At 66.5% G+C, this 24,770-nt stretch carries 28 protein-coding genes and 1 pseudogene; 6 read left to right on the forward strand and 23 right to left on the reverse strand.

The features are described from left to right. Positions 1 to 2: 2 nt before the first annotated feature. The 6 genes from AC1DMS_RS10865 to orn form a co-directional block, all read right to left on the reverse strand. Positions 3 to 890, reverse strand: coding sequence for a quinone oxidoreductase family protein (locus AC1DMS_RS10865; protein WP_478180992.1), 888 nt, complete (start codon positions 888 to 890; stop codon positions 3 to 5). Beyond that, a complete protein-coding gene (locus AC1DMS_RS10870) occupies positions 887 to 1,690 on the reverse strand; it encodes an alpha/beta fold hydrolase (RefSeq protein ID WP_478180993.1) in 804 nt (267 codons plus the stop codon). Before AC1DMS_RS10870 ends, AC1DMS_RS10865 begins: the two co-directional genes overlap by 4 nt. Then, positions 1,687 to 2,694 (reverse strand): 3-hydroxybutyryl-CoA dehydrogenase, encoded by a 1,008-nt coding sequence (locus AC1DMS_RS10875; protein WP_307596161.1) that lies wholly within the window; start codon positions 2,692 to 2,694, stop codon positions 1,687 to 1,689. Before AC1DMS_RS10875 ends, AC1DMS_RS10870 begins: the two co-directional genes overlap by 4 nt. After that, positions 2,684 to 3,757, reverse strand: a complete 1,074-nt coding sequence (locus AC1DMS_RS10880; RefSeq protein WP_307596163.1) for an NAD/NADP octopine/nopaline dehydrogenase family protein — start codon at positions 3,755 to 3,757, stop codon at positions 2,684 to 2,686. Before AC1DMS_RS10880 ends, AC1DMS_RS10875 begins: the two co-directional genes overlap by 11 nt. 214 nt (positions 3,758 to 3,971) lie before the next feature. Next, positions 3,972 to 5,894 (reverse strand): DEAD/DEAH box helicase, encoded by a 1,923-nt coding sequence (locus tag AC1DMS_RS10885; protein ID WP_041945457.1) that lies wholly within the window; start codon positions 5,892 to 5,894, stop codon positions 3,972 to 3,974. 233 nt (positions 5,895 to 6,127) lie between these two features. Continuing rightward, positions 6,128 to 6,724 (reverse strand): oligoribonuclease, encoded by a 597-nt coding sequence (gene orn / locus AC1DMS_RS10890; RefSeq protein ID WP_124957108.1) that lies wholly within the window; start codon positions 6,722 to 6,724, stop codon positions 6,128 to 6,130. A gap of 58 nt (positions 6,725 to 6,782) precedes the next feature. On the opposite strand from orn, the gene AC1DMS_RS10895 reads away from it, so the two are divergent. The 3 genes from AC1DMS_RS10895 to rsgA are packed head-to-tail and all read left to right on the forward strand — an operon-like array spanning position 6,783 to position 9,396. Next, the gene (locus AC1DMS_RS10895) at positions 6,783 to 8,048 is read left to right on the forward strand and encodes a M48 family metallopeptidase (RefSeq protein ID WP_436301457.1); all 1,266 of its coding nucleotides are present in this window, start codon (positions 6,783 to 6,785) and stop codon (positions 8,046 to 8,048) included. A 28-nt stretch (positions 8,049 to 8,076) separates the two neighbouring features. Next, on the forward strand, positions 8,077 to 8,424 hold the full coding sequence (locus tag AC1DMS_RS10900; RefSeq protein WP_278880755.1) for a 4a-hydroxytetrahydrobiopterin dehydratase: 348 nt from the start codon (positions 8,077 to 8,079) through the stop codon (positions 8,422 to 8,424). A 15-nt stretch (positions 8,425 to 8,439) separates the two neighbouring features. After that, complete coding sequence (gene rsgA / locus AC1DMS_RS10905) at positions 8,440 to 9,396, forward strand: ribosome small subunit-dependent GTPase A (RefSeq protein WP_436301456.1); 957 nt, start codon at positions 8,440 to 8,442, stop codon at positions 9,394 to 9,396. On the opposite strand, the gene hisC is transcribed toward rsgA, so the two are convergent. The 7 genes from hisC to rpsP form a co-directional block, all read right to left on the reverse strand. Further along, the gene (hisC, locus tag AC1DMS_RS10910) at positions 9,390 to 10,478 is read right to left on the reverse strand and encodes a histidinol-phosphate transaminase (protein ID WP_436301455.1); all 1,089 of its coding nucleotides are present in this window, start codon (positions 10,476 to 10,478) and stop codon (positions 9,390 to 9,392) included. The genes rsgA and hisC overlap by 7 nt on opposite strands. Positions 10,479 to 10,491: 13 nt before the next feature. Next, positions 10,492 to 11,493, reverse strand: coding sequence for a CobD/CbiB family protein (locus AC1DMS_RS10915; RefSeq protein ID WP_478180994.1), 1,002 nt, complete (start codon positions 11,491 to 11,493; stop codon positions 10,492 to 10,494). A 48-nt stretch (positions 11,494 to 11,541) separates the two neighbouring features. Further along, a complete protein-coding gene (locus AC1DMS_RS10920) occupies positions 11,542 to 12,261 on the reverse strand; it encodes a CoA pyrophosphatase (protein WP_436301454.1) in 720 nt (239 codons plus the stop codon). Positions 12,262 to 12,420: 159 nt separating this feature from the next. Further along, entirely contained in the window at positions 12,421 to 12,804 is a 384-nt protein-coding gene (gene rplS, locus AC1DMS_RS10925) for a 50S ribosomal protein L19 (protein WP_018903298.1), read from the reverse strand. Positions 12,805 to 12,897: 93 nt separating this feature from the next. Continuing rightward, positions 12,898 to 13,644 (reverse strand): tRNA (guanosine(37)-N1)-methyltransferase TrmD, encoded by a 747-nt coding sequence (gene trmD, locus AC1DMS_RS10930; protein ID WP_049809421.1) that lies wholly within the window; start codon positions 13,642 to 13,644, stop codon positions 12,898 to 12,900. Between the two features lie 16 nt (positions 13,645 to 13,660). Then, on the reverse strand, positions 13,661 to 14,215 hold the full coding sequence (rimM, locus tag AC1DMS_RS10935) for a ribosome maturation factor RimM (protein WP_012746617.1): 555 nt from the start codon (positions 14,213 to 14,215) through the stop codon (positions 13,661 to 13,663). A gap of 16 nt (positions 14,216 to 14,231) precedes the next feature. Further along, on the reverse strand, positions 14,232 to 14,495 hold the full coding sequence (rpsP, locus tag AC1DMS_RS10940; protein WP_007831311.1) for a 30S ribosomal protein S16: 264 nt from the start codon (positions 14,493 to 14,495) through the stop codon (positions 14,232 to 14,234). A 183-nt stretch (positions 14,496 to 14,678) separates the two neighbouring features. On the opposite strand from rpsP, the gene AC1DMS_RS10945 reads away from it, so the two are divergent. Both AC1DMS_RS10945 and AC1DMS_RS10950 read left to right on the forward strand, forming a co-directional pair. After that, positions 14,679 to 15,203: a GNAT family N-acetyltransferase gene (locus tag AC1DMS_RS10945; RefSeq protein ID WP_012746616.1), complete on the forward strand. Its 525-nt coding sequence runs from the start codon at positions 14,679 to 14,681 to the stop codon at positions 15,201 to 15,203. After that, positions 15,200 to 15,646: an NINE protein gene (locus AC1DMS_RS10950; protein ID WP_436287390.1), complete on the forward strand. Its 447-nt coding sequence runs from the start codon at positions 15,200 to 15,202 to the stop codon at positions 15,644 to 15,646. Before AC1DMS_RS10945 ends, AC1DMS_RS10950 begins: the two co-directional genes overlap by 4 nt. Before the next feature lie 30 nt (positions 15,647 to 15,676). Here AC1DMS_RS10950 and AC1DMS_RS10955 read toward each other — a convergent pair. The 3 genes and pseudogenes from AC1DMS_RS10955 to AC1DMS_RS10965 all read right to left on the reverse strand — a co-directional run. Beyond that, positions 15,677 to 15,937, reverse strand: a pseudogene (locus AC1DMS_RS10955) (inorganic phosphate transporter); the annotation flags it as partial. A 245-nt stretch (positions 15,938 to 16,182) separates the two neighbouring features. Next, the gene (locus tag AC1DMS_RS10960) at positions 16,183 to 16,851 is read right to left on the reverse strand and encodes a PIN domain-containing protein (RefSeq protein WP_436287389.1); all 669 of its coding nucleotides are present in this window, start codon (positions 16,849 to 16,851) and stop codon (positions 16,183 to 16,185) included. A gap of 64 nt (positions 16,852 to 16,915) precedes the next feature. Then, positions 16,916 to 17,593, reverse strand: coding sequence for a hypothetical protein (locus tag AC1DMS_RS10965; RefSeq protein ID WP_478180995.1), 678 nt, complete (start codon positions 17,591 to 17,593; stop codon positions 16,916 to 16,918). 181 nt (positions 17,594 to 17,774) lie between these two features. Between AC1DMS_RS10965 and AC1DMS_RS10970 the strand changes: the two genes are divergently transcribed. Continuing rightward, the gene (locus AC1DMS_RS10970; protein ID WP_436287387.1) at positions 17,775 to 18,011 is read left to right on the forward strand and encodes a hypothetical protein; all 237 of its coding nucleotides are present in this window, start codon (positions 17,775 to 17,777) and stop codon (positions 18,009 to 18,011) included. A gap of 250 nt (positions 18,012 to 18,261) precedes the next feature. Here the strand turns inward: AC1DMS_RS10970 and AC1DMS_RS10975 are convergent, their stop codons facing one another. From AC1DMS_RS10975 to hda, 7 genes are all read right to left on the reverse strand, one after another. Continuing rightward, positions 18,262 to 18,732 carry a hypothetical protein gene (locus AC1DMS_RS10975; protein ID WP_436287386.1) on the reverse strand — a complete coding sequence of 157 codons (471 nt, stop codon included), beginning with the start codon at positions 18,730 to 18,732 and terminating at the stop codon, positions 18,262 to 18,264. 57 nt (positions 18,733 to 18,789) lie between these two features. Next, positions 18,790 to 19,827 carry a hypothetical protein gene (locus tag AC1DMS_RS10980; RefSeq protein ID WP_436287385.1) on the reverse strand — a complete coding sequence of 346 codons (1,038 nt, stop codon included), beginning with the start codon at positions 19,825 to 19,827 and terminating at the stop codon, positions 18,790 to 18,792. 120 nt (positions 19,828 to 19,947) lie between these two features. Continuing rightward, positions 19,948 to 20,958, reverse strand: a complete 1,011-nt coding sequence (locus AC1DMS_RS10985) for an inorganic phosphate transporter (RefSeq protein ID WP_012746614.1) — start codon at positions 20,956 to 20,958, stop codon at positions 19,948 to 19,950. Between the two features lie 13 nt (positions 20,959 to 20,971). Beyond that, positions 20,972 to 21,616 carry a DUF47 domain-containing protein gene (locus AC1DMS_RS10990; protein ID WP_012746613.1) on the reverse strand — a complete coding sequence of 215 codons (645 nt, stop codon included), beginning with the start codon at positions 21,614 to 21,616 and terminating at the stop codon, positions 20,972 to 20,974. A gap of 116 nt (positions 21,617 to 21,732) precedes the next feature. Next, complete coding sequence (folK, locus tag AC1DMS_RS10995; protein WP_478180996.1) at positions 21,733 to 22,380, reverse strand: 2-amino-4-hydroxy-6-hydroxymethyldihydropteridine diphosphokinase; 648 nt, start codon at positions 22,378 to 22,380, stop codon at positions 21,733 to 21,735. Next, a complete protein-coding gene (gene pcnB, locus AC1DMS_RS11000) occupies positions 22,377 to 24,017 on the reverse strand; it encodes a polynucleotide adenylyltransferase PcnB (RefSeq protein ID WP_478180997.1) in 1,641 nt (546 codons plus the stop codon). The genes folK and pcnB overlap by 4 nt, the downstream gene beginning before the upstream one ends. Positions 24,018 to 24,036: 19 nt before the next feature. After that, positions 24,037 to 24,723 carry a DnaA regulatory inactivator Hda gene (gene hda / locus AC1DMS_RS11005; protein WP_478181065.1) on the reverse strand — a complete coding sequence of 229 codons (687 nt, stop codon included), beginning with the start codon at positions 24,721 to 24,723 and terminating at the stop codon, positions 24,037 to 24,039. Between the last annotated feature and the right edge of the window lie 47 nt (positions 24,724 to 24,770).

Below are 24,770 nucleotides of genomic sequence, written 5' to 3' on the forward strand. Positions count from 1 at the left end.
GGCTAAGGCACCAGCACCGCGCGGCCGCGATGGCCGCGCTGGCCGCGCTGCGCAATCCATTCGAGCGCGACGGCGGCATCGGCCAGCGCGAAGCTGCGCACCTCCAGATGCAGGCGGCCGTCGGCCAGCCGCGCGAGCAGTTCGGGCGCCGCGGCGCGGCCGGCGGCCTCGCGCCGGAACATGTTGAGCGGCAGCAGCGCCACATCGCGCTGCAGGAAGTGCGCGATGTCCAGCTGCAGCGTCGGGCCCGCGGTGTAGCCGATGAGCACGGCGCGCCCGCCGGGCCGCACGGCCGGCAAGGCCGCCGAAAGAACGCCGCCGCCGACCGTGTCGATCAACAGGTCCGCACTCGCAGGCGGCGGGGCCGCGGCGTCCGGATCGACCGCGCGCACGGTGCAGCCAAGCTCGCGCGCCAGCTGCACGGCGAGCGAGCCCACGGCGCCGCTCGCACCCGTGACCAGCACCTGCTCGCCGGCCTGCAGCTTCGCGACTTCATGCAGCGCCACCCATGCCGACGTGGTGGGCGAGAAGAACGCGGCACCCACCGCCATCGGGAGCGCGTCGGGCAGCAGGCCCAGCGCTTCGTCGGGTGCATCGATCTGCTCGCACCAGGTGCCGTCGAACAGCGTGCCCAGGCCGCTGCCGCGCAGCCACACGCGCGCTCCGGCGGCAAAGCGCCCGCTGGCAATAACGATGCCCGCGGCCTCCACGCCTGGTGTGTAGGGCAGCGGCGGATGGCGCAGGAAGCTGCCGCGCCACACGGTGCGGTCGATGTGGCCGACGGTGGCGGCCTGCATGCGAACGGTGGTGCGGCCGGGCCTTGGCACCGGGCCGGGCAGGTCTTCGAGCACCGGCACCGCGTCGAAGCCGTGGATGCGGATGGCTTTCATGGGGGCAGCGCCGAAAGAAAGCCGAGCACCGCCTGCGCGAAGGCCTCGGGCATCTGGTCGGGCAAGGGGACCATGCCGCCTTCGATGTCGACGATGCGGGCCTGCGGCAGGTGGTGCAGCAGCTCCTCTGCATGCGGCGCAGCAAAGGGATCGGCGGTGGCGCGGATGATCAGCGCGGGCTGCGTCACGCGGTCGATGCGCTCTTCCATGCGGTAGGACGCGACGGCCCGATGGCCCTCCTCCACGCGATGGCCGACCTTCAATGCATCGCGCACGAAAGCCTCGAGCAGATCGGGCCGCCCTTCGGGATAGAAGCCCTGGCGCCGCTGCCAGAGTGCCGCCAGGTGGCTGCCGTCTTCACTGGGCGCCACTTCGTCGATGGGCGGCCGCTCGGCCCTTGCGATGCGAAAGGCTTCGCCGGTGTATGGCGTGGACGACAGCACGAGGCTGCGTACACGGCCCGGAAACGCGGCCGCCAGTTCGACCGCAATGACGCCGCCCGTGTGATGCCCGACCACGTCGGCCTGCGCAATGCCCAGTGCGTCGAGCAGTTCGCCCGCCACGCGCGCCCACTGCGCGATGCTCGCGGGCACGCCGCCGTCCGCCGAATCGCCGAAACCCGCGGTGTCCATGGCAACGGCGCGATAGCGCGCGCCGATCAGCGGCAGCACCTCGCGGTATTCGGCCCAGCTGCGCGGCGACTGGTGCAGCAGCAGCACGGCCGGTGCACTCGCATCGCCGCACGCCGCGTAGTGCACCTGCCCCACGGACAGGTCGGCAAAGGCGCGGCGGATCGTCATGAGAGCGTCTCGCCGGCCGGCGCGCGCCAGAGGCCCGCATGCTTCAACTCGCCGAACGTGCGCGACAGCACGTCGCGCCGGTAGGTGGCGATGTCGCGGCCCTGGTAGTCGTAGAAGCCGCTGCCGCTCTTGAGGCCCAGCCGCCCTTCCTCCACCATGCGATCGACGATGGCCGGCGCGGTGTAGCGCCCCTTGTCGATCGAGGCCGACATCTCGCGGCTCGCGTGGTGCAGGATGTCGCAGCCGCCGAAGTCGATGAACTCGACCACGCCGAGCGCGGCAAAGCGCAGCCCGAGGCCGTAGCGCGTGGCCTTGTCGATCTCCTCGGCGGTGGCGGCGCCCTCCTCGATCATGCGGGCCGCCTCGTTCATCACCAGCGCCTGCAGGCGCGGCACGATGTAGCCCGGCGATGCGCCGCAGACCACGGGCAGCTTGCCGATGGCCTCCATCAGCGCCTTGGTGCGCGCAAGCACGGCGGCATCGGTGCCGGGATGGCAGCTGAGCTCCACCACGGGAATCACATAGGCCGGGTTGAGCCAGTGCATGTTCAGGAAGCGCCCGGGCAGCCGCACCAGCGCCGCGAGCTGCGTCACGAGGATGCTGCTGGTGGTGGACGTGAGGATGGCGTCGTCCCTGCAATGGCGGTTGAGCTGCTCGAAGGCCTCGCGCTTGGCCTCCATGGTTTCGGGCACGCCCTCGAACACCAGCTCGGCGGCGGCCAGCGCTTGCGGCGCATCGGCGGCGCTCACGAAATTCACCCGGCCGGCAATCGGCTGGACCTGCGCCGCGTCGATCACGCCGAGCTGCGCCAGGCCTGCAAGGCTGGCTTCGATCTCGGCCTTCGCTTCGGCCTGCAGCCGCTGCCAGGCCTCGTCGCTGCGCTGGCGCAGGTCGACCAGCGAGATGCGGTGGCCGGCATACGCGAACGCGATCGCGATGCCGCGCCCCATGCGGCCCGCGCCAACGGCCGCGAAGCGGGGCAGCGACGCGCGTTCATTCGCCATCGTGCAGCCTCTCTTCGAGCTGCGCCGCGCTCAGGTCGGCCAGGCCCAGGCTCTCGAAAGTGCGCGGGCCGCGCCGCAGGTCGCGGCCGAGAAAGCCGCCGACGATCGCCAGCAGGCCGTGCGCGATGGGCGCGTCCACCCCCGCATGGCGTGCGGCCGAGGCCAGGAAGGCGAGGCCGAGTTCGGTGTCCTCGGTGATGTAGCGGTGCGTGTGCAGGTCGATGTTCTCGCGCCAGTCGCCCGACTTGACGAGCTGCTTGTGCGCGTCGCCGTACATCCACTGGTCGTTGTTGTAGTGGTCGGCCAGCGGATAGTGCGGCGCGCGCTGCCCGAAGGCTTCGCGCACGGCCATGCGCTCCTGGTCGAGCCGGTCGGTCACGTCGCGCACGGCCCGCTGCGTGCCTTCGTTGTGGATGTCCCAGCGCTCGAAGTGCTGCAGCGGCGCGGCGTTCATCACCATCAGCGGCGGGTGGATGACCGGGCCGGCGTTCATGAGCGCGCCCGAAAGCGCATTGCCGCAGCCATGCACGGCCGGGTAGGCGCGGCGGATCAGCTCGATGGCCTCGGCCTCCTTGCGCGCCGGGTAGACGCCGGTCGGCAGGCGGATGGCGCGGATCGTGACGTTCACCTCGCGCTCGCCATGCTTGCGCGCGAGGTACGGCAAGGTGCCGGTTTCGGCCCAGGCCACGTCGGCGCGGCTGCCGGCCTCTTTCACCGTCCTGGCCATCACATAGCTGCCGAAGGTGCCCGGCGGCAGGAAGACGACCTGGCCGTCGGCCAGGTGCGGCGCCATGGCCAGCGCGATGTCGTGCTGGGCGATGGCGGGCGTGGGAATGACGATGAGCTCGGCGCCCCGGAGCGCCGCGGCGATGTCGGCGGTGGCCAGTGCCAGCGGCACCTCCCGCGCGCCATCGGCGTCCTTCAGCGTGATGGCGCCGGCCTGCACCACCGGCTCCAGCGCAGCTGCATCGCGGCGCCACAGGCGCACCTCATGGCCGGCTTCGGACAGGTCCGCGGCGGCCGCATAGGCGCCGTGGCCACCACCAAGAATCGCAATTTTCATGTTCGGACTTTGAAAGGCAGACGTCGATGAACCGGCAGCCGCGGCACGGACCGGGGGAAGCAATGCCTTATTACATTACTTTTCATCGATTCATATGTCAATCAAGTTTCGCGCCTGTGGCCCCCGCGGAAACCCGCAATGAAAAAGCCCGCGCTTCTTGCGAAGCGCGGGCTTTCTTTTGGGGCGAGCGGCCGGCTGGCCGCTCTGCAACGGATCAGCGCGTGGGCTTGAACGCACGCTTTTGTGCGTCGCGCGGCACGAACACCTTGCCCGGGCCGCCGTGGCCTGCGCCATTGCCGCGCGGTGCAAAACCTTCGCGCGGAGCGAAGCCTTCACGGGGCGCGAAGCCGCCGTCGCCGCGGCCACCGCCGTGGTGGCCCTGGCCGTGGCCGCCGCGCGGGGCGCTGTCGCCCCAGCCCGGCTTGCGGCCGTAGCCGGCGCCGCCGCCATTGCCGCCATCGTCACGGCCGCCGCCGAAGCCGGCGTTGTTGCCGCCCTGGAAGCCGCGCGGGCCCTGGCCCTGCGCCGGACCACGGGCATTGCGGTCGTTGAAGCCGCTGGCGCCGGCATAGCCGCCGCCGTTGTTGCCGCGGTAGCCACCGCCGCCGCCATTGCCGAACTTGCGGTCGCGCGACTGGTTGTCGCCACGGCCGCCGCGGTACTCGCCCATGGGCGGGCGCGATTGCGGCATGCGCTGCTGCGGCTCGAGGCCGGCCACCACTTCGGCCTTGAACTGCTGGCGGCTGTATTGCTCGATGTCCATGATCTTGCGGCGATCGCGGAACTCGGCAAAGGTGATGGCCAGGCCGTCGCGGCCGGCACGGCCGGTGCGGCCGATGCGGTGGGTGTAGTCCTCGGCCTTCATCGGCAGGCCGAAGTTGAAGACGTGGGTGATGGTGGGCACGTCGATGCCGCGCGCGGCCACGTCGGTGGCCACCAGGATCTGCACCTGGCCCTGGCGCAGCGCCATCAGGCGGCGGTTGCGCAGGCCCTGGCTCAGGGCGCCGTGCAGCGCCACGGCGCTGAAGCCGTCCTGCTGCAGGTCGTTGGCGAGGCCATCGCACTCGACCTGCGTGCTCGCGAACACGATCGCCTGGTTGATGCTGGTGTCGCGCAGCCAGTGGTCGAGCAGCTTGCGCTTGTGCTGGCTGTTGTCGGCCCAGTACAGCGACTGCTTGATGTTGGCGTGCTTCTCTTGCGGGCTGTCGATGGTGATGCGCTGCGGCTCGCGCATGACGCGCTGGGCCAGCTGCTGGATACGCGGCGCGAAGGTGGCGCTGAACATCATGGTCTGCTGGCGCTCGATGGTGAGCTGGTTGACTTCGGCCAGGTCGTCGGCAAAGCCGAGGTCGAGCATGCGGTCGGCTTCGTCGACCACCAGGAACTTGACCTGGTCGAGCTTGATCTGCATCGAGCGCTGCAGGTCGAGCAGGCGGCCGGGCGTGGCCACCACGAGGTCGGCGTTCTGCAGCTTGGCGATCTGCAGCTGGTAGGGCATGCCGCCCACCACGTTGGCCACGCGCAGGCCGCGGCAGTGGCGAACCAGCTCGATGGCGTCGTGCGCGACCTGCTGCGCGAGTTCGCGCGTCGGGCACAGGATCAGGGCGCCGGGCGTGGCGGCCTTGAAATGGCGGGCGTTGGTCGGGTCCTTGCGCTTGGGCTTCTTCGGCACGGCTTCGCCGCGCGCGGCGGCTTCGGCGGCCAGGCGCTGGAATTCGGCCTTGGCTTGCGCTTCGGCCTCGGCCTGGCGCTTGAGCAGGGTGTGCAGCACGGGCAGCAGGAAGGCGGCGGTCTTGCCCGAGCCGGTCTGGCTCGAGACCATCAGGTCGACAAAACGGGCCTTGCCGTCCTGGCCGGCTTCGCCGCCCATGGCGAGCGGAATCACCTTGTCCTGCACGGTGGTGGGCTGGGTGAAGCCCAGGTCGGCCACGGCGGCGATCAGTTCGGGTGCGAGGCCGAGCTTGATGAAGCCGTTGGGCACGCGGGCTTCTTCGGCCGCGGCCGCTTCGGGCGCTGCGGCGTCGAGCGCCTCGAGGATCGGCGCTTCGGACACGGTGTCCGGGGCGGCGATGAATTCGTTGTTGTTGGTGGATTGCACAGGCGCGAACTCGCCCTGCGCTTCAAAAGCGTCGGTCATGTGAATATCAATCTCAAACGCGAGCGCTGCCGTAGGCGGCGCCCCGTTGGTGGTTAAAAACATCAACCATCCAACGACATTCAACTTCTGGCTTTCGCCGGAGGCTGCGGCCCTTTTTGATCAGCGGATGCGATCGGGCGCGGTGTGCAAGATAGGGAGATGCAAGAGACGCTGACCGGAAAATCCTCCAGATCAGCGAAGCCATCGATTATGGCACGACTCGGGGTTTTTACCTAATCCGTCAATTTGAGAAAGGTTTCCCTGTAATGCGCGAGCTCCTCGATGGACTCGTGCACGTCGGCCAGCGCAGTGTGCGCCTGCTGCTTCTTGAAGGCGCTGTAGGCGGCGGGCTTCCAGCGCTTGGCCAGCTCCTTCAGGGTGCTGACATCGAGGTTGCGGTAGTGGAAGTACGCCTCCAGCTTGGGCATGAACTTGACCAGGAAGCGCCGGTCCTGCCCGATGGTGTTGCCGCACATGGGCGAACCGCTCCTGGGAACATAGCGGGCCACGAATTCCAGCAGTTGCTGCTCGGCCGCGGCTTCGTCCAGCGTCGAGGCCTTCACCTTGTCGATCAGGCCGCTGCGCCCGTGCGTGCCCTTGTTCCAGGCGTCCATGGCGTCGAGCACCGCGTCGCTCTGGTGGATGACCAGCACGGGGCCGTCGATGCGGGGCGTGAGGTCGGGGCCGGTGACGACCACGGCAATCTCGAGCAGGCGCTCCTTCTCGGGGTCGAGGCCGCTCATTTCGCAGTCGAGCCAGACCAGGTTCTGGTCGCTTTTCTTGAGGACAGGGAGGGTTGCGACGGTCGTGGGGTCAAGGGATTCGGGCATGGCAGGATTGTCGTCGAAGGCCTGCGCCGGCCGGACCCGAGGGCTAAACTCGCCCGTCATGTCCTATTCGCTCATCTTCACCACTGCCTTCGCCGTTGCACTGGTCGCGGGCCTGCTCGTGAAGTTCTGGCTCGCCTCGCGGCAGGTGCGCCACGTGGCGCGGCACCGCGGCGCGGTGCCGGCGGCTTTCGAACACACCATCAGCCTTGCCGCCCACCAGAAGGCGGCCGACTACACCATTGCCAAGGCGCGCTTCGGCCTCGTCGAAATGGCCTGGAGCACCGCGCTGCTGCTGGGCTGGACGCTGCTGGGCGGGCTCGACGCGCTCAACCGGCTGCTGCTGGCCTGGCTCGGCGGCGGCATGGTGCAGCAGCTGGCGCTGCTGGCGGCCTTTGCGGCCATCGGCGGCCTGCTCGAGCTGCCCTTCACGCTCTGGCAGACCTTCAGGCTCGAGGAGCGCTTCGGCTTCAACAAGATGACGTTCGGCCTCTGGCTGCGCGACACCGTCGTCTCCACGCTGATCGGCGCGGCCATCGGGCTGCCGATCGCGGCGCTGATCCTGTGGATCATGGGCGCGGCCGGCACCACGTGGTGGCTCTGGGCCTGGGCGGTATGGATGAGCTACAGCCTGCTGCTGATGGTCGTCCACCCGATGTTCATCGCACCGCTCTACAACAAGTTCAAGCCACTCGACGATCCCACCGTCAAAGAACGCGTCACTGCGCTGATGGCGCGCTGCGGCTTTCGTGCCAAGGGCCTGTTCGTCATGGACGGCAGTCGTCGCAGCGCACATGCCAACGCCTATTTCACGGGCTTTGGTGCAAGCAAGCGGGTGGTGTTCTACGACACATTGCTGCGCCAACTGAACGCGGCCGAAATGGAGGCCGTGCTCGCGCACGAGCTCGGCCACTTCAAGCACCGCCACATCGTGAAGCGGCTCGTCGCGATGTTCGCGCTGAGCCTGGCGGGCTTCGCACTGCTGGGCTGGGTGTCGACCCAGGCCTGGTTCTACACGGGGCTCGGCGTGCAGCCCAACATGGCGGCAACGGCGCCCAACGATGCACTCGCGCTGCTGCTCTTCATGCTCGCGGTGCCGGTGTTCGGCTTCTTTGTCGCGCCGCTGCCCGCACGCCTGTCCCGCAAGCACGAGTTCGAGGCCGATGCCTATGCGGTGGCGCAAACCAGCGGCGCCGACCTGTCGGCCGCCCTGCTCAAGCTCTACCAGGACAACGCGTCGACCCTCACGCCCGACCCGGTGTTCGTCAAGTTCTACTATTCCCACCCCCCGGCCTCCGAGCGCCTTGCGCGCATGACGGCGGCCTGAAGAAGACATTTGCCGGAAAGCCCAGACCATGAGCAGCATGTTCAAGCCCAAAGACTGGAAAAACATTCCCCGCAAGGCACTGAGCGCCACCGAAATCGTCTCCGGCCTCGCCAAGCTCGATGGCTGGAAGCTCGACGGCGACGGTGCCCATGTGGCCATCGAGAAGACCTTCAGCTTTGCCAACTACTTCGAGACCATCGCATTCGTGAATGCGCTGGCTTTCATCGCCCACACGCAAGACCATCATCCGGACCTGTCGGTGCACTACAACCGCTGCGTGGTGCGCTTCAACACGCACGACGTGGGCGGGCTCTCGGGCACCGACTTCGAATGCGCGCGCCAGGCGAATGCGCTGGTCGCCAGCCCGGCACCGTGATGAGGAAACCCGCCGTTGGCTAAGCCGGGCCGCACTCCCGCCAAGGGGGCCGGCACCTCCGCGCGCATTCTTCACGACGGCCTGGTCATCGCGAGCCACGGCCGCCATTGCCTGGTCGAAACGCCTGCGGGCGAGCGCCTGATCTGCCATCCGCGCGGCAAGAAGAGCCAGGCCGTGGTCGGCGACCGCGTGCGTTGGCAGGCCAGCGAAGACGAAGGCACCATCGAGGAAGTCGTGCCGCGGCGCAATCTTTTCTACCGCCAGGACGAGATCCGCACCAAGTCGTTCGCGGCTAATCTCGACCACGTGCTGATCCTGATCGCGGCCGAGCCGGAGTTCTCGGAGCATCAACTGGCGCGTGCACTCATTGCCGCCGAAGCCGAACGCATCACGCCGATCATCGCGCTCAACAAGAGCGATCTGGCCGAGCCCTTCGAGCGCGCATGGAACAAGCTCGCGCCCTACCGCCGCATGCACCATGGCGTGCTGCCGCTCTCGCTCAAGGCGTCGGGCGAAGCCGACTACGCATCGCTCATGAAGCTGCTGGCTGGCAAGAGCACGCTGGTGCTGGGCCCCTCGGGCGCCGGCAAGAGCACGCTGATCAACCTGCTGGTGCCCGGTGCCACCGCATTGACCGGCGAGATCTCGCAGGCGCTGAATTCGGGCAAGCACACCACCACCAGCACCACCTGGTACTGGGTGGACGAGGCGCGCACCACCAGCCTGATCGATTCGCCGGGCTTCCAGGAATTCGGCCTGAACCACATCGCGCCGATGCAGCTCGCGGGCCTGATGCCAGACATTGCCGCGCATGCGAACGACTGCAAGTTCTACAACTGCACCCATCTGCACGAGCCGGGCTGCGGCGTGATCGCGAACGTGGACGCGCCCGGCAAGCCGGGGCCGATCAGCGCCACGCGCTACAGGATCTACGGCGAACTCTTCGCCGAGCTCAGCCAGTCGCGCTACTGAACGCCCAGGATCGACTCGAGCGCCTGCACCAGCGCCCCGCACTGCTCGCGCGTGCCGATGCTGATGCGCAGGTACTGCGCGATGCGCGGCTGCCTGAAATGCCGCACCAGCACCGCGCGCTCGCGCAGCAGCGCCGCCAGCTCGGCTGCGTCGCGCTCCGGATGGCGCGCGAACACGAAGTTGGCCTGCGAGGGCAGCACTTCGAAGCCCAGGTCTTCGAGCTGCAGGCTGAGCCCTTCGCGGGTGTCGACGACCTTGTCGCGCGTGGTCTGGAACCAGGCCTCGTCTTCGAGCGCTGCCACCGCGCCGGCCGTGGCAAGCCGGTCGAGCGGATAGGAATTGAAGCTGTCCTTGACGCGCACCAGCGCGTCGACCAGATGCGCCTGCCCGCAGGCAAAACCCACCCGCAGGCCGGCCAGCGAACGCGACTTGGACAAGGTCTGCACCACCAGCAGGTTCGGATATTTGCCGATGAGCGGCAGCGCGCTTTCGCCGCCGAAATCGACATACGCCTCATCGACCAGCACCACGCGCCCAGGGCAGGCCACGAGCAGCTGCTCGATGCGCGCGAGCGGCAGCCCGATGCCCGTGGGCGCATTCGGGTTGGCGATCACCAGGCCCGCGCAGCCGCTGCGGACGCGGGCCGCCATGGCGTCGACGTCGATGCGCAGGCCTTCGTCGACCGGCAGCAGTTCGCAGCCGATGCCGTAGAGCTGTGCATAGACCCGGTAGAAGCTGTAGCTCACATCGGGCATCAGCAGCGACTCGGCCTGCTGGAAGAAGGCGAAGAAGGCATGCGCCAGCACCTCGTCCGAGCCGTTGCCCGCAAAGACCTCGCCGGCCTGCAGGCCGTGGCGCCTCGCCACCGCTTCGCGCAGCGCGAGCGAGGCGGGGTCCGGATAGCGCTCCAGGCCGTTTGCCGCGGCCTGCTGGATGGCGTCGATGGCGAGCGGTGACGGCGGATACGGGTTCTCGTTGGTGTTGAGCTTGACGAGGTTGGCGATGCGCGGCTGCTCGCCGGGCACGTAGGGTTCGAGCGCGGCGATGCGCGGGCTCCAGAAGGGCGGTGCGGGGGTGGTCATGATTTTCTGCCGCTCAGCCGAGCAGGCGGGCCAGCGTGAGCAGGGCCAGCAGCACCATCCACATCACCACCGAGCGCCACACCAGGCCCACCACGCTGCGCAGGTGGCCGGGCTCGGGCTCGCGGCCCGGCGTGCTGCCGCTGTCGAGCCGGCGGCCATCGGCCATCGAATCGCCGGCCTGCGCGCGCGGGAGCGGATCGGTGACGGGAATCGGGCTCAGCGCGCCGCCGCCCAGGCGCACGTTGACCGCGCCCGAGGTCGCCGCGAGGATCACGCCGTCGTTCTCGCTCGGAAAGCGCCGGGCGTCATTGCGCCAGCAGTCGATCGCCTCTTCGAAGCTGCCGACGACCGCAAAGCCCAGTGCGGTGATGCGCGCGGGCAGCCAGTCGATCGCGTGCCAGGCGCTCTCCGCGGCCCGCTGCACCGAGACGCTCGAGGGCTGCATCGCCGCACCATTCTTGTGGTGCCAGTAGCGCGAGACGAACTCGCTCATGCGGTAGAACACCGCGCCGGCCGGCCCCAGGCCCAGGGCGGCGAGCACCGAGAACCAGGCCAGCACGCCGAACACGTGGCGGTGCGCCGCGATCACCGAATGCTCGATCACGTGGCGGACGATTTCGCTGCGCGGCAGTTCGGCCGCGTCCACGCCCTGCCAGTGCGCCAGCAGCGAGCGCGCGAGCGGCTCGTCGCCTTCGTCGAGCGCGTCGCGGATGTCCGTGAAGTGGTGGCTGAACTGCCGGAAGCCGAGCGTGACGTAGAGCACCGCAACGCTCCAGAGCACCGCGAACGGCAGCCCCAGCGTGAACACCAGCAGCAGGTGGATGCCCAGCGTCATCAGCGTGGGCATGAGCACTGCAAGGCCCCATGCAACCCATCCGTGGTGCGGCTTGCCGGCGTCGAAATTGCGGCTGGTCCAGCGCGTCCAGGCCAGCACGCCGCCGTACACCGGGTTGTGGGAGGCGAGCGGCCTCACCTGCTCGATCAGCAACGCACACAGGATGGCAAAGAAGCTCATCCTTCGATGATAGCGAGGGCGCCTGCACAGGCGCGGCGCGGGCCGAGATCAGGCGCTGAGGAAGCGATAGAGATTGCGCAGCATGCCCGCAGTGGCACCCCAGACGAAGCGCTCTTCGCTGCCGTCCTGGTAGGGCATCGAATACCACTCGCGGCGGGTGCCGTCGGGCGCGGGCACCGTGTGGCGGCGGTGGTTGGCCGGGTCCATGAGCCAGGCCAGCGGCACCTCGAAGGCCAGCGCCACTTCGTAGGGATTGATGGTGAGTTCGAACCCCGGCTTCACCAGCGCGACCACCGGCGTCACGATGAACGAGGTGACGGTGGTGTAGGTCGGAAGGCTTCCAAGCACTTCGATGTACTGGGCCGAGAGCCCCACTTCTTCCCAGGCCTCGCGCAGTGCGGCCGCCGCGATGTTGGCGTCCTCGGGGTCGACGCGCCCGCCCGGGAACGCCACCTGCCCCGAGTGGTTGGACAGGTGCGCCGTGCGCTCGGTCAGCAGCACGGTGGCGCCTTGCGGGCGCTGCACGATGGGCACCAGCACGGCCGCCTGCGCCGGGGCGCGGTCGGTCAGGCGCGGCTCGCGCCGCAATTCGGGCGTCCATTCGGGCGGCGTGGCAAATCGCCTGCGCAGGGCCTCGGTGGTCAATTGCGCGGGCGCCACCGCGGGCAGGCCGTCGGGGCCGCCGACCACAGGCGCCTCGCGCGGATCGAACGGCAGCAGCGTGGGCGGCACCACGGCGTTGACGGGTTCGACGGGCGCGAGTTGCATGGGGGCGGTGGAGTGGGTCAAGTGAGAGAGTTTCAGTGAAGGAGTAGAGCGTAAAAAAGCCGCGCTGTCTGGCCGCGCCTTCTTTTTGCAAGAAGCGTGCACGGCGCACAACGCAAAAAGCCGCCAGAGCGGCGGCTTTTTGCACGGCAGGAAGGCGGCTTACTTGGCGGCCGACGCTGCTTGCGACTTGCCCGGCAGCTTTTCCTTGATGCGTGCCGAACGGCCGCTGCGCTCGCGCAGGTAGTACAGCTTGGCGCGGCGGACATCGCCGCGGCGCTTGACTTCGATGCCGGCGATCAGCGGGCTGTAGGTCTGGAACGTACGCTCCACGCCTTCGCCGCTGGAGATCTTGCGCACCGTGAAGCCGCTGTTGAGGCCGCGATTGCGCTTGGCGATCACGACGCCTTCGTAGGCCTGCACGCGCTTGCGGGTGCCTTCGACGACGCTCACGCTGACGATGACCGTGTCACCGGGCATGAAATCGGGGATCTTCTTGCCGAGGCGGGCGATTTCTTCCTGCTCGAGGGTTTCGATGAGGTTCATGATTTCCTGATATTCGATCGTGCTCGCGCTACACAAAAGGCGCCTTCGGTTTCAAGCCAGGCGCGGCCGGGCAGAGGATCGGGGAACCGAAGATTATAGCTTTTTTTTCAGGACCGCCTCATCGGCCTTGCTCAGGCGGCCGGCGGCGCGTGCGCCGGCAATCAGGTCGGGCCGCCGGGCGGCCGTGATGGCCAAGCGCTGGTCGCGGCGCCAGCGCTCGATCTGCACGTGGTGCCCCGACAGCAGCGGCGCCGGCACGCCCTGCCCGTTCCATTGCTCCGGCCGGGTGTAGTGCGGGCAATCGAGCAGGCCGTCGAGCGAGGGATTGAAGCTGTCCTGCACATGGCTGGCCTCGTCGCCCAGCACGCCGGGCTGCAGCCGCGCCACGGCATCGAGCAGCGCCATGGCCGCGATCTCGCCGCCCGAGAGAACGAAGTCGCCGAGGCTGACCTGGTGCGTCACGCGCGTGTCGATGAAGCGCTGGTCGATGCCTTCGTAGCGCCCGCAGACCAGCACCGCGCCCTCGCTGGCCGACCAGCGCTCGACCGCTTCGTGGCGCAAAGTCTCGCCAATGGGCGAGAACAGCACGACCGGCGCCTGCGAGCCGCGCGCGGCCAGCGCCGCGTCGAGGCAGGCCGACAGCGGCTCGGCCATCATCACCATGCCGGGGCCGCCGCCAAAGGGCCGGTCGTCCACGCGCTTGTAGTTGCCCTGCGCGAAGTCGCGCGGGTTCCAGAGCACCACCTCGACCTGCTTCGACTCGTAGGCGCGGCGCGTCACGCCGCTGGCCATGAAGGGCGCAAACAGTTCGGGAAAGAGCGTGAGGACGTCGAAGCGCATGCGCGCGAGCCCGCAATCAGAAATCGGGCTGCCAGTCGACCGTGATGAGGCGGCCGGCGAGGTCGACCTTGTCGACGAAGACCGAGACGAAGGGCACCATGCGTTCGATGGCCTTGCCGTCTTCCTCGGCCGCGAGCACCAGCGTGGTCTGCGGGCCGGTGGCGAGCAGCTCGCGCACCGTGCCGAGCGCCACGCCTTCGCGGTTGACCACCGGAAGGCCGATCAGGTCGACCCAGTAGTACTCGTCGTCGCCGGCCGTGGGAAAGCTCGAGCGCGGCACGAACACGCGCGCGCCGCGAAGCGCCTCGGCCGCGTTGCGGTCAGGCACGTCCTCGGAGGAGGCGACGATGCAGTCGGAATGCTCCTTGGCTTCGCGGATCGCGAGCCGGAAAGCTGCGGTTGCCGAGGCTCCGGGAGCCTGCAGGAACCAGCGCTTGGAAGAAAAAAGCGCCTCGGGCTGGGCGCTGTGGGGCAGGACCTTGAACCAGCCCTTGATGCCCCATGCATCGGCGATGCGTCCTACCTCGATCGCATCCGCCGGCAATTCGGCGGCTTCGAGTGCGGGCAGCATCGGCGTGCCGGGCAGCTTAGGCTGCCGCCTTGGGGGCTGCGGCTGCGGCTTGCTTGATCAGGCGCAGGACCGTGGGCGAAGCTTGTGCGCCAACGCTCTTCCAGTAGGCCAGGCGGTCCTGGGCAATACGGATGCTTTCTTCGTTTTCCTTTGCGGTCGGGTTGTAGAAACCCAGGCGCTCGATGAAACGGCCATCGCGGCGAACGCGCTTGTCCGACACGACGATGTTGAAGAACGGACGGCCTTTGGAGCCGCCGCGGGAAAGTCGAATGACGACCATGATTTATCCTTGGGTGGTGCAGCAAGCCCGTTTTTTGACAAGAGGCCCGCTCACAGTGTTCTTTCAACGTCGAGACACGCGACATGGCCACCCGGCCAGCGACACGCTGAAAAGCCTGCGATTATAGCCCGACCTGCGTTTTCTCCGAATTTCCGCGCCCGCCGCGTTCCGTTTGCCACCTGCATGACCCTCACCATCCGCCCCAGCCGCGACCAAGACATCGCGGCCATCACGGCCATCTACGCCCACCACGTGCTGACCGGCACCGGCACCTTCGAGACCGAAGCTCCCTCTGCCGCCGACATGGCCGCGCGGCGCGCCGACGTGCTCGGCAAGAACCTGCCCTACCTCGTGGCCGAAGAAGATGGCGAAGTGTTGGGTTTTGCCTACTGCAACTGGTTCAAGCCGCGCCCGGCCTACCGCTTTTCGGCCGAAGACTCGATCTACATGTCCGAAGCCGCACGCGGCAAGGGCCTGGGCGCCCAACTGCTGGCCGCCCTCTCGCAGGCCGCCGAAGCGGTGGGCGTGCGCAAGCTGATCGCCGTCATTGGCGATTCGGCCAATGCCGGCTCGGTCGGCGTGCACCGCAGCCAGGGCTTCACGCACGTGGGCGTGCTCAAGGACTGCGGCTGGAAGTTCGGCCAATGGCGCGACGTGGTCCTGATGGAAAAGGTGCTCGGCGAAGGCAGCACCACCCAACCCGAATGAAAAACAAGACCATTGCCGCCTGGCTCTCCTTCCTGGGCGGCCCGCTGGGCCTGCACCGCTTCTACCTGCGCGGCATCGGCGACTGGCTCGGCTGGCTGCTGCCCATTCCCACGGCGCTCGGCCTGTACGGCATCGAGCGCGCGCGCATGTACGGCCTGGACGACGGCTGGAGCTGGGTGCTGATTCCGCTCCTGGGCTTCACCATCGCGGGATGCGCGCTGACGGCCATCGTCTACGGCCTCATGACGCCCGAGAAGTGGAATGCCCGGTTCAACGGCAGCGCGCCTTCGGACGCTGCGCCGGGCCGCACCAACTGGGCCACTATCGGCGCCGTGGTGCTGGCGCTTTTGTTCGGCACCACGGTGCTGATGGCCAGCATCGTGTTCAGCTTCCAGCGCTACTTCGAGCACCAGGTCGAGGAAGGCCGGAAGATCTCGCAGTAGCCGTTGCGCGCGCCCGAAGGCTGCGCGGCCTCAGAAGATCTGCAGGCTGAGCCAGTAGGCGATGGCGGCCACGAAAGCCGACGCCGGGATCGTGAAGATCCAGGCCCAGACGATGTTGCCCGCCACGCCCCAGCGCACGGCGCTCGCGCGCTGCGCGGAGCCCACGCCGACAATGGCACCGGTGATGGTGTGGGTGGTCGACACCGGAATGCCCAGCGCGGTGGCCAGGAACAGCGTGAGCGCGCCGCCGGTCTCCGCGCAGAAGCCGCCCACGGGCTTGAGCTTGGTGAGAAGAGTTCATAGTCCGGAATGTGCCCCGTGGTCACCGGCGACTCCCCCACCGTTCCAATGGTGAAAGCTTCACGATTCTTCGGCATGGGACGACTTCCATGGCGACACGGCAATTTCGGTCAGCAAGCTTCCAATATGAGACGAAGTTTCTCTACGAGATGCAGGCGGACGCAGCATGGGTACCTTTCATGGTGAAAGGCACACGGTCCGCCGACAACGTCATGTTGACAACCGCTTCGGCTGAATCAATCTGAGAACGTGGCGTACCGGTCGATGCATCCGGCGCACATCCACTCGCCGTCATCGTAGATGCCACCGGTCATGTCGGTTCGTCGATAGCAATAGCCGCACTCGGCCACGATGCCCTCATGGAAGCAGTCGTCTGACCGCGACCGATCCTCGAATCCTGGCTGCTGAGAGGGGAGAAGTTTTTGGTCTGGCGGACTGGCAAACGATCCGCAGTTGGTACACCACTTGCCACCATAGTGATCGATCGTGCTCGACTTTCTGCACCGTCCGCAAACGACAAGGTCCGCGATCGTCGCCGGAATCATCGGCAGAAGTTCGTCCAAGCTATTCACCCGTTGACACCGGAGACCGTTCTTATTGAGGTGAGCAAGGAGAGGATCGAACCCTTTGTCCTTGGACAATACATAGCATTCCGTATCAGGGGCAGTTTCGAAGGTTCGCCCCAACTGAAAGGCGATATGAAAATCCAGCGCGTTCTTGCCGGATCCTTCAACTTTGTGGAAGTCGGCGCGCACGAACCTATGTGCCGTTGATTTCTTCGTAGCAGCCCTCGGCGGGTTCTGCTTGGCTCCGACGTAGATGATTGCCCGGAAGCTCTCGTCGAGCAGCGACAGATCCACCTTGTGGACGTTCTCAAGGTCGACAAGCAAGAGCGACTTTTTCATAGCAGGACGAGCCCCCCTTCAGCGCTGAGAATTCAGGTGTCTGGCCGTGATTTGATGAGAGATCTCAGCGGATGTTTGACAGGATCTCTCGCTCGAGAACACCTGTTGGCTGGCAAGTTGTCGCGTCGCCTGAGTTGTTCCCAGCGGGGAAACTTGCCGCAGTGTTGGTGTTGAAGCTCACGCTGTCGGTGCGACTTTGCGACCGGTCTTGCACATCTCGGACCGTGAGGTCTCGCTTGACTACATACCGTGTGTTTGCGGAGACGCGGGTCTGATCTGGACCGACTTCTTCGAAGATAAGATTAACTCGACCTTCAAGGTTCATCTGCCGATTCAGGAAAAACAAATTTGATGTCATCATCTCATATGACATCTGTTGCCTAGCGGCGGAAAAATCGTAGGTCCGCTCGCCCCGAGCGTTCTTGACGTATGACACGATTCGGCCACAGTCGATGTACTTCTCTGGGTCACCGGTGTAACTTATGTTGATGAGTCCGGAAGACTTGTCCAAATTGTTGATAACAAAGAACTCCTTACCAAGCTGAGGGACTGCAGCATCCCACACCACGTGGCGCGGCTTGTTTACCATCTTGCTGTTCTCGGCCTTGGCGAGCGTTGCGGGCCGGATGTAATCGACCTTACCCGCGCACCCGGCAAGTGCAACGGCCAGCGACATGAGAGCGGCAAATCGGTTCATAGCTTTTTTCATCCAATTAGTAGCCCCAATGTAACCGAATGTCACGCGTGAGTCTGTGAACTAATACATAGAAAGCCGCTTCTCTCAAAGCTCCTGATCTAGCCTTGGGAAGCGAAGGAAACTGCGGGGGTGACGGATCGGCTCGTGACTGGGCCGACTCTCGGTGATGGTCGTCGGTCAGAACGCGGTGGTCATGTCGATAAATACAGCCAGGAGGCGATACGACATGAATGAGAACACCACACCTTGGAACCGACTGCGAGAACTACTGGACTCGATGTTCGGCTTCGCCCAACGAAGAAGATCGATCGTCAAGCAAGGCTTCGACAACGCCAAACAGGAGCATGTCGTCCTGATCGAATACAGAGCGCATGTGAAGCCACCGGGAGCGATGGGGAGCGATGGCGACCGATCAGAAGTCATCGAAGCCGACCCAACGCATGCCGATGGAATCGATTCGTGAGCTGTATGCGCAGCAGCACCGAGACCATCGGGCATAGACGGATGCCACCGTGCCTACGATCTGCCAAACCGGCAACGAGGGCAACGGATGTGATCGATGTACGGGAAGGGCATGAAGCCCTTAGAACCCGTCTTCACGGCCCCCAAATCGCTCCGCAGCACCCTACCTCCAGACCAGCACCGCTTCTCTGACGAGCACGGTTCGGTCCCCGCAATGGATGCCATGCAACTAAACCACGGACCGTGGCACATCAAGTCTGAGCATTTGCCGCCTCGGCCGATGCGCGCTCCAATCTTTCGACAGGTTGGAGCTTCTTGGCATCAGCCTCCAATTTGGCGACCTCTGCCTCCAGTTTACGCAGTTGCAATTCAACCATCGCATCATCCCGCTTCTGGATCACTTGATGCCACTTGTTGGCACCGTACCAACTCAGCGAAAGACCAAAAACCAGAATTGCGGCTATCGGCACTAGGGTGAAGTCCTCATTCGACTTGGTCACCTCGATCAATCGCTTGTGCATGGCGAGAAGATCGTTTTCTGCCTTCGTTCGGTCCTCCTTCGCCTCTAGCGAGATCATCACCTCAATGTGCTTGACCTTCCGATCCAGCGACGAGCTGTAGGAAGTGACGAATGCAAAAATCGCAGAGACGATCAAGACAAGCCCGAACAGGCAGGCGAACTTGTAGATGTTGTCGGTCGGGATGGGAAGCGAGGGTTGCATGGGTGAATGAAGAAGTTGATCCCTCTATTCAACCTCATGAGGAGCAGTTGCGCGGATTCAGTTCACCGGTACGCCGAGTCGAATACGAAGGATGTGACCCAAAGAAGCACCCGCGACATTGGCCAGTGTCGAAAAGTCATAACCCTTTAACCGCTCGGGTGATGGCACTCCGCCTGTGTGGGTGTACTGAGATCGAAGCGTGTACATGGCCCTGACTTTCGCGTCGCAGTCAGCGGCATCAGTGAAAAGTGATGGAAGAGGACGCGGCGCAACACCGGGAGCGCAATGCTCGCGGATCAATCTTTGTACAGCGGCAGTGATCGACTCTTTGCCCGCCATGTCCAACGCCGCACAAAGAGCATTCTGAGTATCAAGGTCAGCAGAATATCCACACTCCGTCCGAATCGATTGCTTGAGCTGACGCGCCGCCTTGCGCACCTTCTCACTGGCTTCAGCGGGCGACGCGAGTGCTTCCAAGTGCATGACCAATAGCAAGAATCGCCATACGTGTTGTGTCGAACGACTTGCATGTGCGTGTGCAGCAACTGCCGCAAAGGTCCTGTCGTCGAGGTTCTCCGACTCATGGGTGTCATTCAGCTCGTCCCTCACTCCCTGAACGACGGCGGAAAGATCGCCGCTAAGCACAGGCATATTGAGCCTGATTGCTCCGTCGATGGCAACGCATTCATGCTCGGGATATATCCACGCACCGTCGCTCCCAATCATTCTCACCGGACCACGAGCACCATCCGGCCAACCGCGTTCGATGCACCGACGGTCGTCCTCCATGAAGCGTACGTCGGAGACCTGAGCTTCGCGCGCAGCAACAGGGATTTGGATCGCAACCCGGCGCTCCAAGCTAATACGAGCAAGGATGTGGCGGAGTTTTCTGAATTTCCCATGCGCAGCTTCAACGTCTGGAAGACCTTGCAACTGCACAAGAAGCCCTTCGTTCTCGACCGACAACTTGCAGCGCCGTCCGTCAACTTCGATGTCCTCCGAGCTACCCGAGGGCATGGAAAACTGCGGCGCGAACGGGCAGCTCACTCGCAGCGAGTACTCAATGGGTGGAGTGGCTCTGGAATACGGGATCACGGCAGCTCATTGACAGTTGAGACAAGTCAACGAGCATATTGCATCGGTTCCTACACGACTGCGGCATCGATCTCGCAGTAGCTAAAGCGGGCAGCGCAGCCTGCGCTGCCCGCTCCAACCTCAGAAAATCTGCAGGCTGATCCAGTAGGCGATGGCGGCCACGAAGGCCGACGCCGGGATCGTGAAGATCCAGGCCCAGACGATGTTGCCCGCCACGCCCCAGCGCACGGCGCTCGCGCGCTGCGCGGAACCCACGCCGACGATGGCGCCGGTGATGGTGTGGGTGGTCGACACCGGAATGCCCAGCGCGGTGGCCAGGAACAGCGTGAGCGCGCCGCCCGTTTCCGCGCAGAAGCCGCCCACGGGCTTGAGCTTGGTGATCTTCTGGCCCATGGTCTTCACGATGCGCCAGCCGCCGAACATGGTGCCCAGCGCAATCGCGGCGTAGCAGCTCACGATGGTCCAGGTCGGCGGGCTCGCATCGGTGGCCGAGGCGTAGCCGGTGGCGATCAGCAGCATCCAGATGATGCCGATGGTCTTCTGCGCGTCGTTGCCGCCGTGGCCCAGGCTGTAGGCCCCGGCGGACACCAGCTGCAGCCGCCGGAACCAGCGGTCGATGCGCGAGGGCGTGGCGCGCCGGAAGCCCCAGGCCACCAGCACCATCATCATCGAGCCCAGCACGAAGCCGAGGAACGGCGAAACGAAGATGAAGGCCACGGTCTTCCAGATGCCCGACGCCACCAGGCCGCCGGTGCCGGTCTTGGCGATCACGGCGCCCACGATGCCGCCGATCAGCGCGTGCGACGAGCTGCTCGGAATGCCGTAGTACCAGGTCACGAGGTTCCAGCTGATGGCGCCCACGAGCGCGCCGAAGACCACGTGCACATCGACCACGCCCGGCTGGGCGATGCCCTTGCCGACCGTTGCCGCCACGCTCAGGTGGAAGATGAAGATCGCGACCAGGTTGAAGAAGGCCGCGAACAGCACGGCGTGGCCCGGCTTGAGCACGCCGGTCGACACCACGGTGGCGATCGAGTTCGCCGCATCGTGGAAGCCGTTCATGAAGTCGAACAGGATCGCCAGCGCGACCAGCACCATCACCACCCAGAGGGCGACCTGAACCGTTGCCATCGATGGTTACCGCTCAGGAATTCTCGAGGACGATGCCCTCGATGACGTTGGCCACGTCCTCGCACTTGTCGGTGATCGTCTCGAGCAATTCGTAGATTGCCTTGAGCTTGATCACCTCGCGCACGTCGGGCTCCTCGCGGAACAGCTTGCTCATGGCGCTGCGCATCACGCGGTCGGCGTCCGATTCGAGGCGGTCGATTTCCTCGCAGGTCTTGAGCGTGGCCTCGGCCACCGCCGGGTCGGCGATCTTGCCGAGGAACTTGACGGCGTCCTTCAGGCGGTCGCAGCACTTCACGCTCAGCGCCGTGAGGCGCACGATCTCGTCGGTCATGTGGCGCACGTCGTACAGCGCCATGGTCTCGGCCGAGTCCTGGATCAGGTCGGCCACGTCGTCCATGGTGTTGATGAGCTTGTGGATCTGCTCGCGGTCGATCGGCGTGATGAAGGTCTTGTGGATCAGCCGGTTGACGTCATGCGTGACGCGGTCGGCCGCACGCTCGGCATTGTCGACGTCGCGGTTGTACTGCTCGCGCAGGTGCACGTCGCTGTAATTGGCCACGAGTTGCTCGAACGCCCGCGCCGCTTCGACGATGCGCTCGGCGTGCTGGTTGAACATCTCGAAAAAATTCCCCTCGCGGGGCAGCAGCTTGCCGAACATGGCGCTCTCCTGGGTTCGCGGCTGCCACAAATGCGTGACAACGTCATGAAAAACCGCGCAAGTGTAATGGGCGGCGCAAAGCCGGCCGGCCAACGGGGTTCACCGCCCCCGGCCGCTCAGTCGCGAATCCGCTCGATGACCTGCGAGGAAACGCGGGCAAGCGCCGCGCGCGGCACCTTGTCGGGCGCGATCTCGGCGAGCGGCTTCAGCACGAAGGCGCGGTCGCGCATGCGCGGGTGCGGCAAGGCCAGCGCGGGCGTGTCCTTGATCGCGTTGCCGTGCATCAGCAGGTCGAGGTCGAGCGTGCGCGGCGCATTGGGAAAGGGCCGCTCGCGGCCGGCCTGCTCCTCCAGCAGGTGCAGCTCGGCCAGGAAGGCCTCGGCCGTGAGCCCGGTCCGCACGGCCACCACGGCGTTGATGAAATCGGGCCCGGCCGCATCGACCGGCGCGCTGCGGTAGAGCGACGAGCGCGCCGTCACCACGGTGCGCTCGATGGTGCCGATGGCGTCCATGGCCGCCGTCACGGCGGCCCGGGCGTCGCCGAGGTTGGCGCCGATGGCGACGAAGGCCTGCACGGTCGGATAGTCCTCGCGCGTGCGGCGAGGGGGCGCACCGGCAGACCCGGCCTTGCCCGCGGGCCGGCCGGGCGCGCGTCGCGCGGGTGCCGGTCCGCTGCTCTTCGGCTTCGGCGAAGGGCCGCCACGCGATGGCGGCCGGCCCTGGCCGCCGCTCTTGCCGTCCTTCGGCCGGTTCGGCGCGCTCATTCGGCTGCGGCGCTCCCGCCGCCCTCGCCGCCGCCATCACCACCACCGCCGGTGCGCGGCTTGCGGCGGCGCCGGCGCTTGCGCGGCGCGGCCGGCTCGCCATCGGGCGGCACGGCGCCGGCCTCGACCTCGACTTCCTCGGCCTCGTCGCCCTGACGGGTGTCGGCATCGGGCTGGCGCTGGCGCGGCGCCGGTTCGCCGCGGGAGGGCTTGGGCGCGACCGGGTCGCGCGTTCGCACGCGCTGGCGGGTCTTCTGCTCGTCGCGCACCTGCTCCAGCAGGTCTTGCTGGCGCACGTCGTCGGCGGTGCTGAACTCCTGCCACCACTCGGCGATGGCCTCGCTGACCTCGCCCACGTCGGCGCGCAGCCGCATGAAGTCGAAGGCGGCGCGAAACCGCGCCTGGTCGACCAGGCTGTAGGGCGTGGAGCCGGTGCGCTTGTCGAAGCGCGGCTGCATCATCCAGATCTCGCGCATGTCGGCGGCGAGCTTGCCGCGGCCCGACACATCGCCGATGCGGGCGTTGAACACATCGTCGATCGCGTCCTGCAGCGCCGGGAACGGCGGCTGCGGGCGCTGGCCGTGCCGGCCCTCGACGCGCTGCGCCCAGCCGTCGCGCACGTCGGCCCACAGCACGCAGGCCAGAAGGAAGCTCGGCGCCACGGGCTTGCCTTCGCCGACGCGGCGGTCGGTGTCCTGCAGCGCCGCCTTCACGAAGGGCTGGTCGGCCCGCTCCACCACCACGTCGAGCAGCGGATAGATGCCCTTGGCGAGGCCCAGCTTGCGCAGCTGCTCGACGGTGGCAATGGCGTGGCCGGTCTGCAGCAGCTTGAGCATTTCGTCGAACAGGCGGCTTTGCGGCACGTCGGCCAGCAGCTTGCTCGACTCGACCAGCGGCGCGGCCGTCTTGGCTTCCATCTTGAAGCCGAGCGCCGCGAGCTTGGCCGAGAAGCGGATGGCGCGGATGATGCGCACCGGGTCTTCGCGGTAGCGCGTGGCCGGGTCGCCGATCATGCGCAGCGTGAGCTTCTGGGCGTCGCGGATGCCGTTGTGGTAGTCGACCACGACCTGGTTGGCGGGGTCGTAGTACATGGCGTTCACGGTGAAGTCGCGGCGCGCCGCGTCTTCCTCCTGCGGGCCCCAGACGTTGTCGCGCAGCACGCGGCCGCTGGCGTCCACCGCATGCTTCATGCTCGCGAGCTCGCCCTTGCTGGTGCGCTCGTTGCCGGCCACCTGCTCGGCGGCGGCATTGTCCATGTAGGCGCGGAAGGTCGAGACCTCGATCACCTCGTGCTCGCGGCCGCGGCCGTACACCACGTGCACGATGCGAAAGCGCCGCCCGATGATGAAGGCGCGCCGAAAGAGCGACTTGACCTGCTCGGGCGTGGCGTTGGTGGCCACGTCGAAGTCCTTGGGGCGCAGCCCCAGCAGCAGGTCGCGCACCGCGCCGCCCACCACGTAGGCCTCGTAGCCGGCCTGCTGGAGCGTGGTGACGACGTTCCTGGCACGTTCGTCGACCAGGGCTGGATCGATCTTGTGAACCTCTGCCGGCACCTCCTGGCGCTTGCCGAAGCGGCTCTTGCCCTGTGCGCCGCCGGCCGATTTGCCGAGCAGCTTGTCGATGAATTTCTTGATCATTGTTGGTTGAGGCTCTTCTCTATTCGTTTTCGAGCATGGATCGGATCAGCGGGATCGTGATCGCGCGCTGTGTCTGAAGGGCATAGCCGTCGAGCTGCGTGAGCAGCTCCATCAGGCTGCCCAGGTCGCGGCTGAAGCGGTGCAGCATGTAGTCGAGCACCTCGTCCGACAGCATGACGCCGCGCGTGTCGGCGGCCTGGCGCAGCACCGCGCGGCGTTCGCTTTCGCTCAGCACCTGCAGGTGGAACACATGGCCCCAGCCCAGCCGGGTGCGAAGGTCCTCGCGCAGCGGCAGGTCGGCCGGCGGCAGCGCGCCCGCGGCCACCACGCCGCGCTGCAGCGTCTGCGCGTTGACGAACCAGTTGAAGGCCGCGTGCTGCTGCACGGCGGTGTAGAGGTGCACGTCGTCGAGCAGCACGGCACCCCAGCGCTCGTCGAATTCGGGCGGCTCCAGCACGCCGGCATGCAGCCAGCCCACGCTCGCGCCCTGCTCGCGCAGCGCCACACGCACCGATTCGAGCAGATGGGTCTTGCCGCTGCCGCCTTCGCCCCAAAGATAGGTGGGCACGGGAGAGTGGGACACGGCGCTGCCGGCGCCGCCCACCCACAGTTGCAGGTGCCGCAGCGCCGCCTCGTTCGGGCCGGCAAAAAAAGCGTCGAAGCTGGGGCCCGTCGCAATGCCGATATCGAGCGCGAGCTGTTTCATCCCGGGAAGGTTCATGGAGGGGGCCCGGAGGGCCCTTAAAATCGTGA

The organism is Variovorax sp. 05T418 (genome assembly GCF_056396385.1).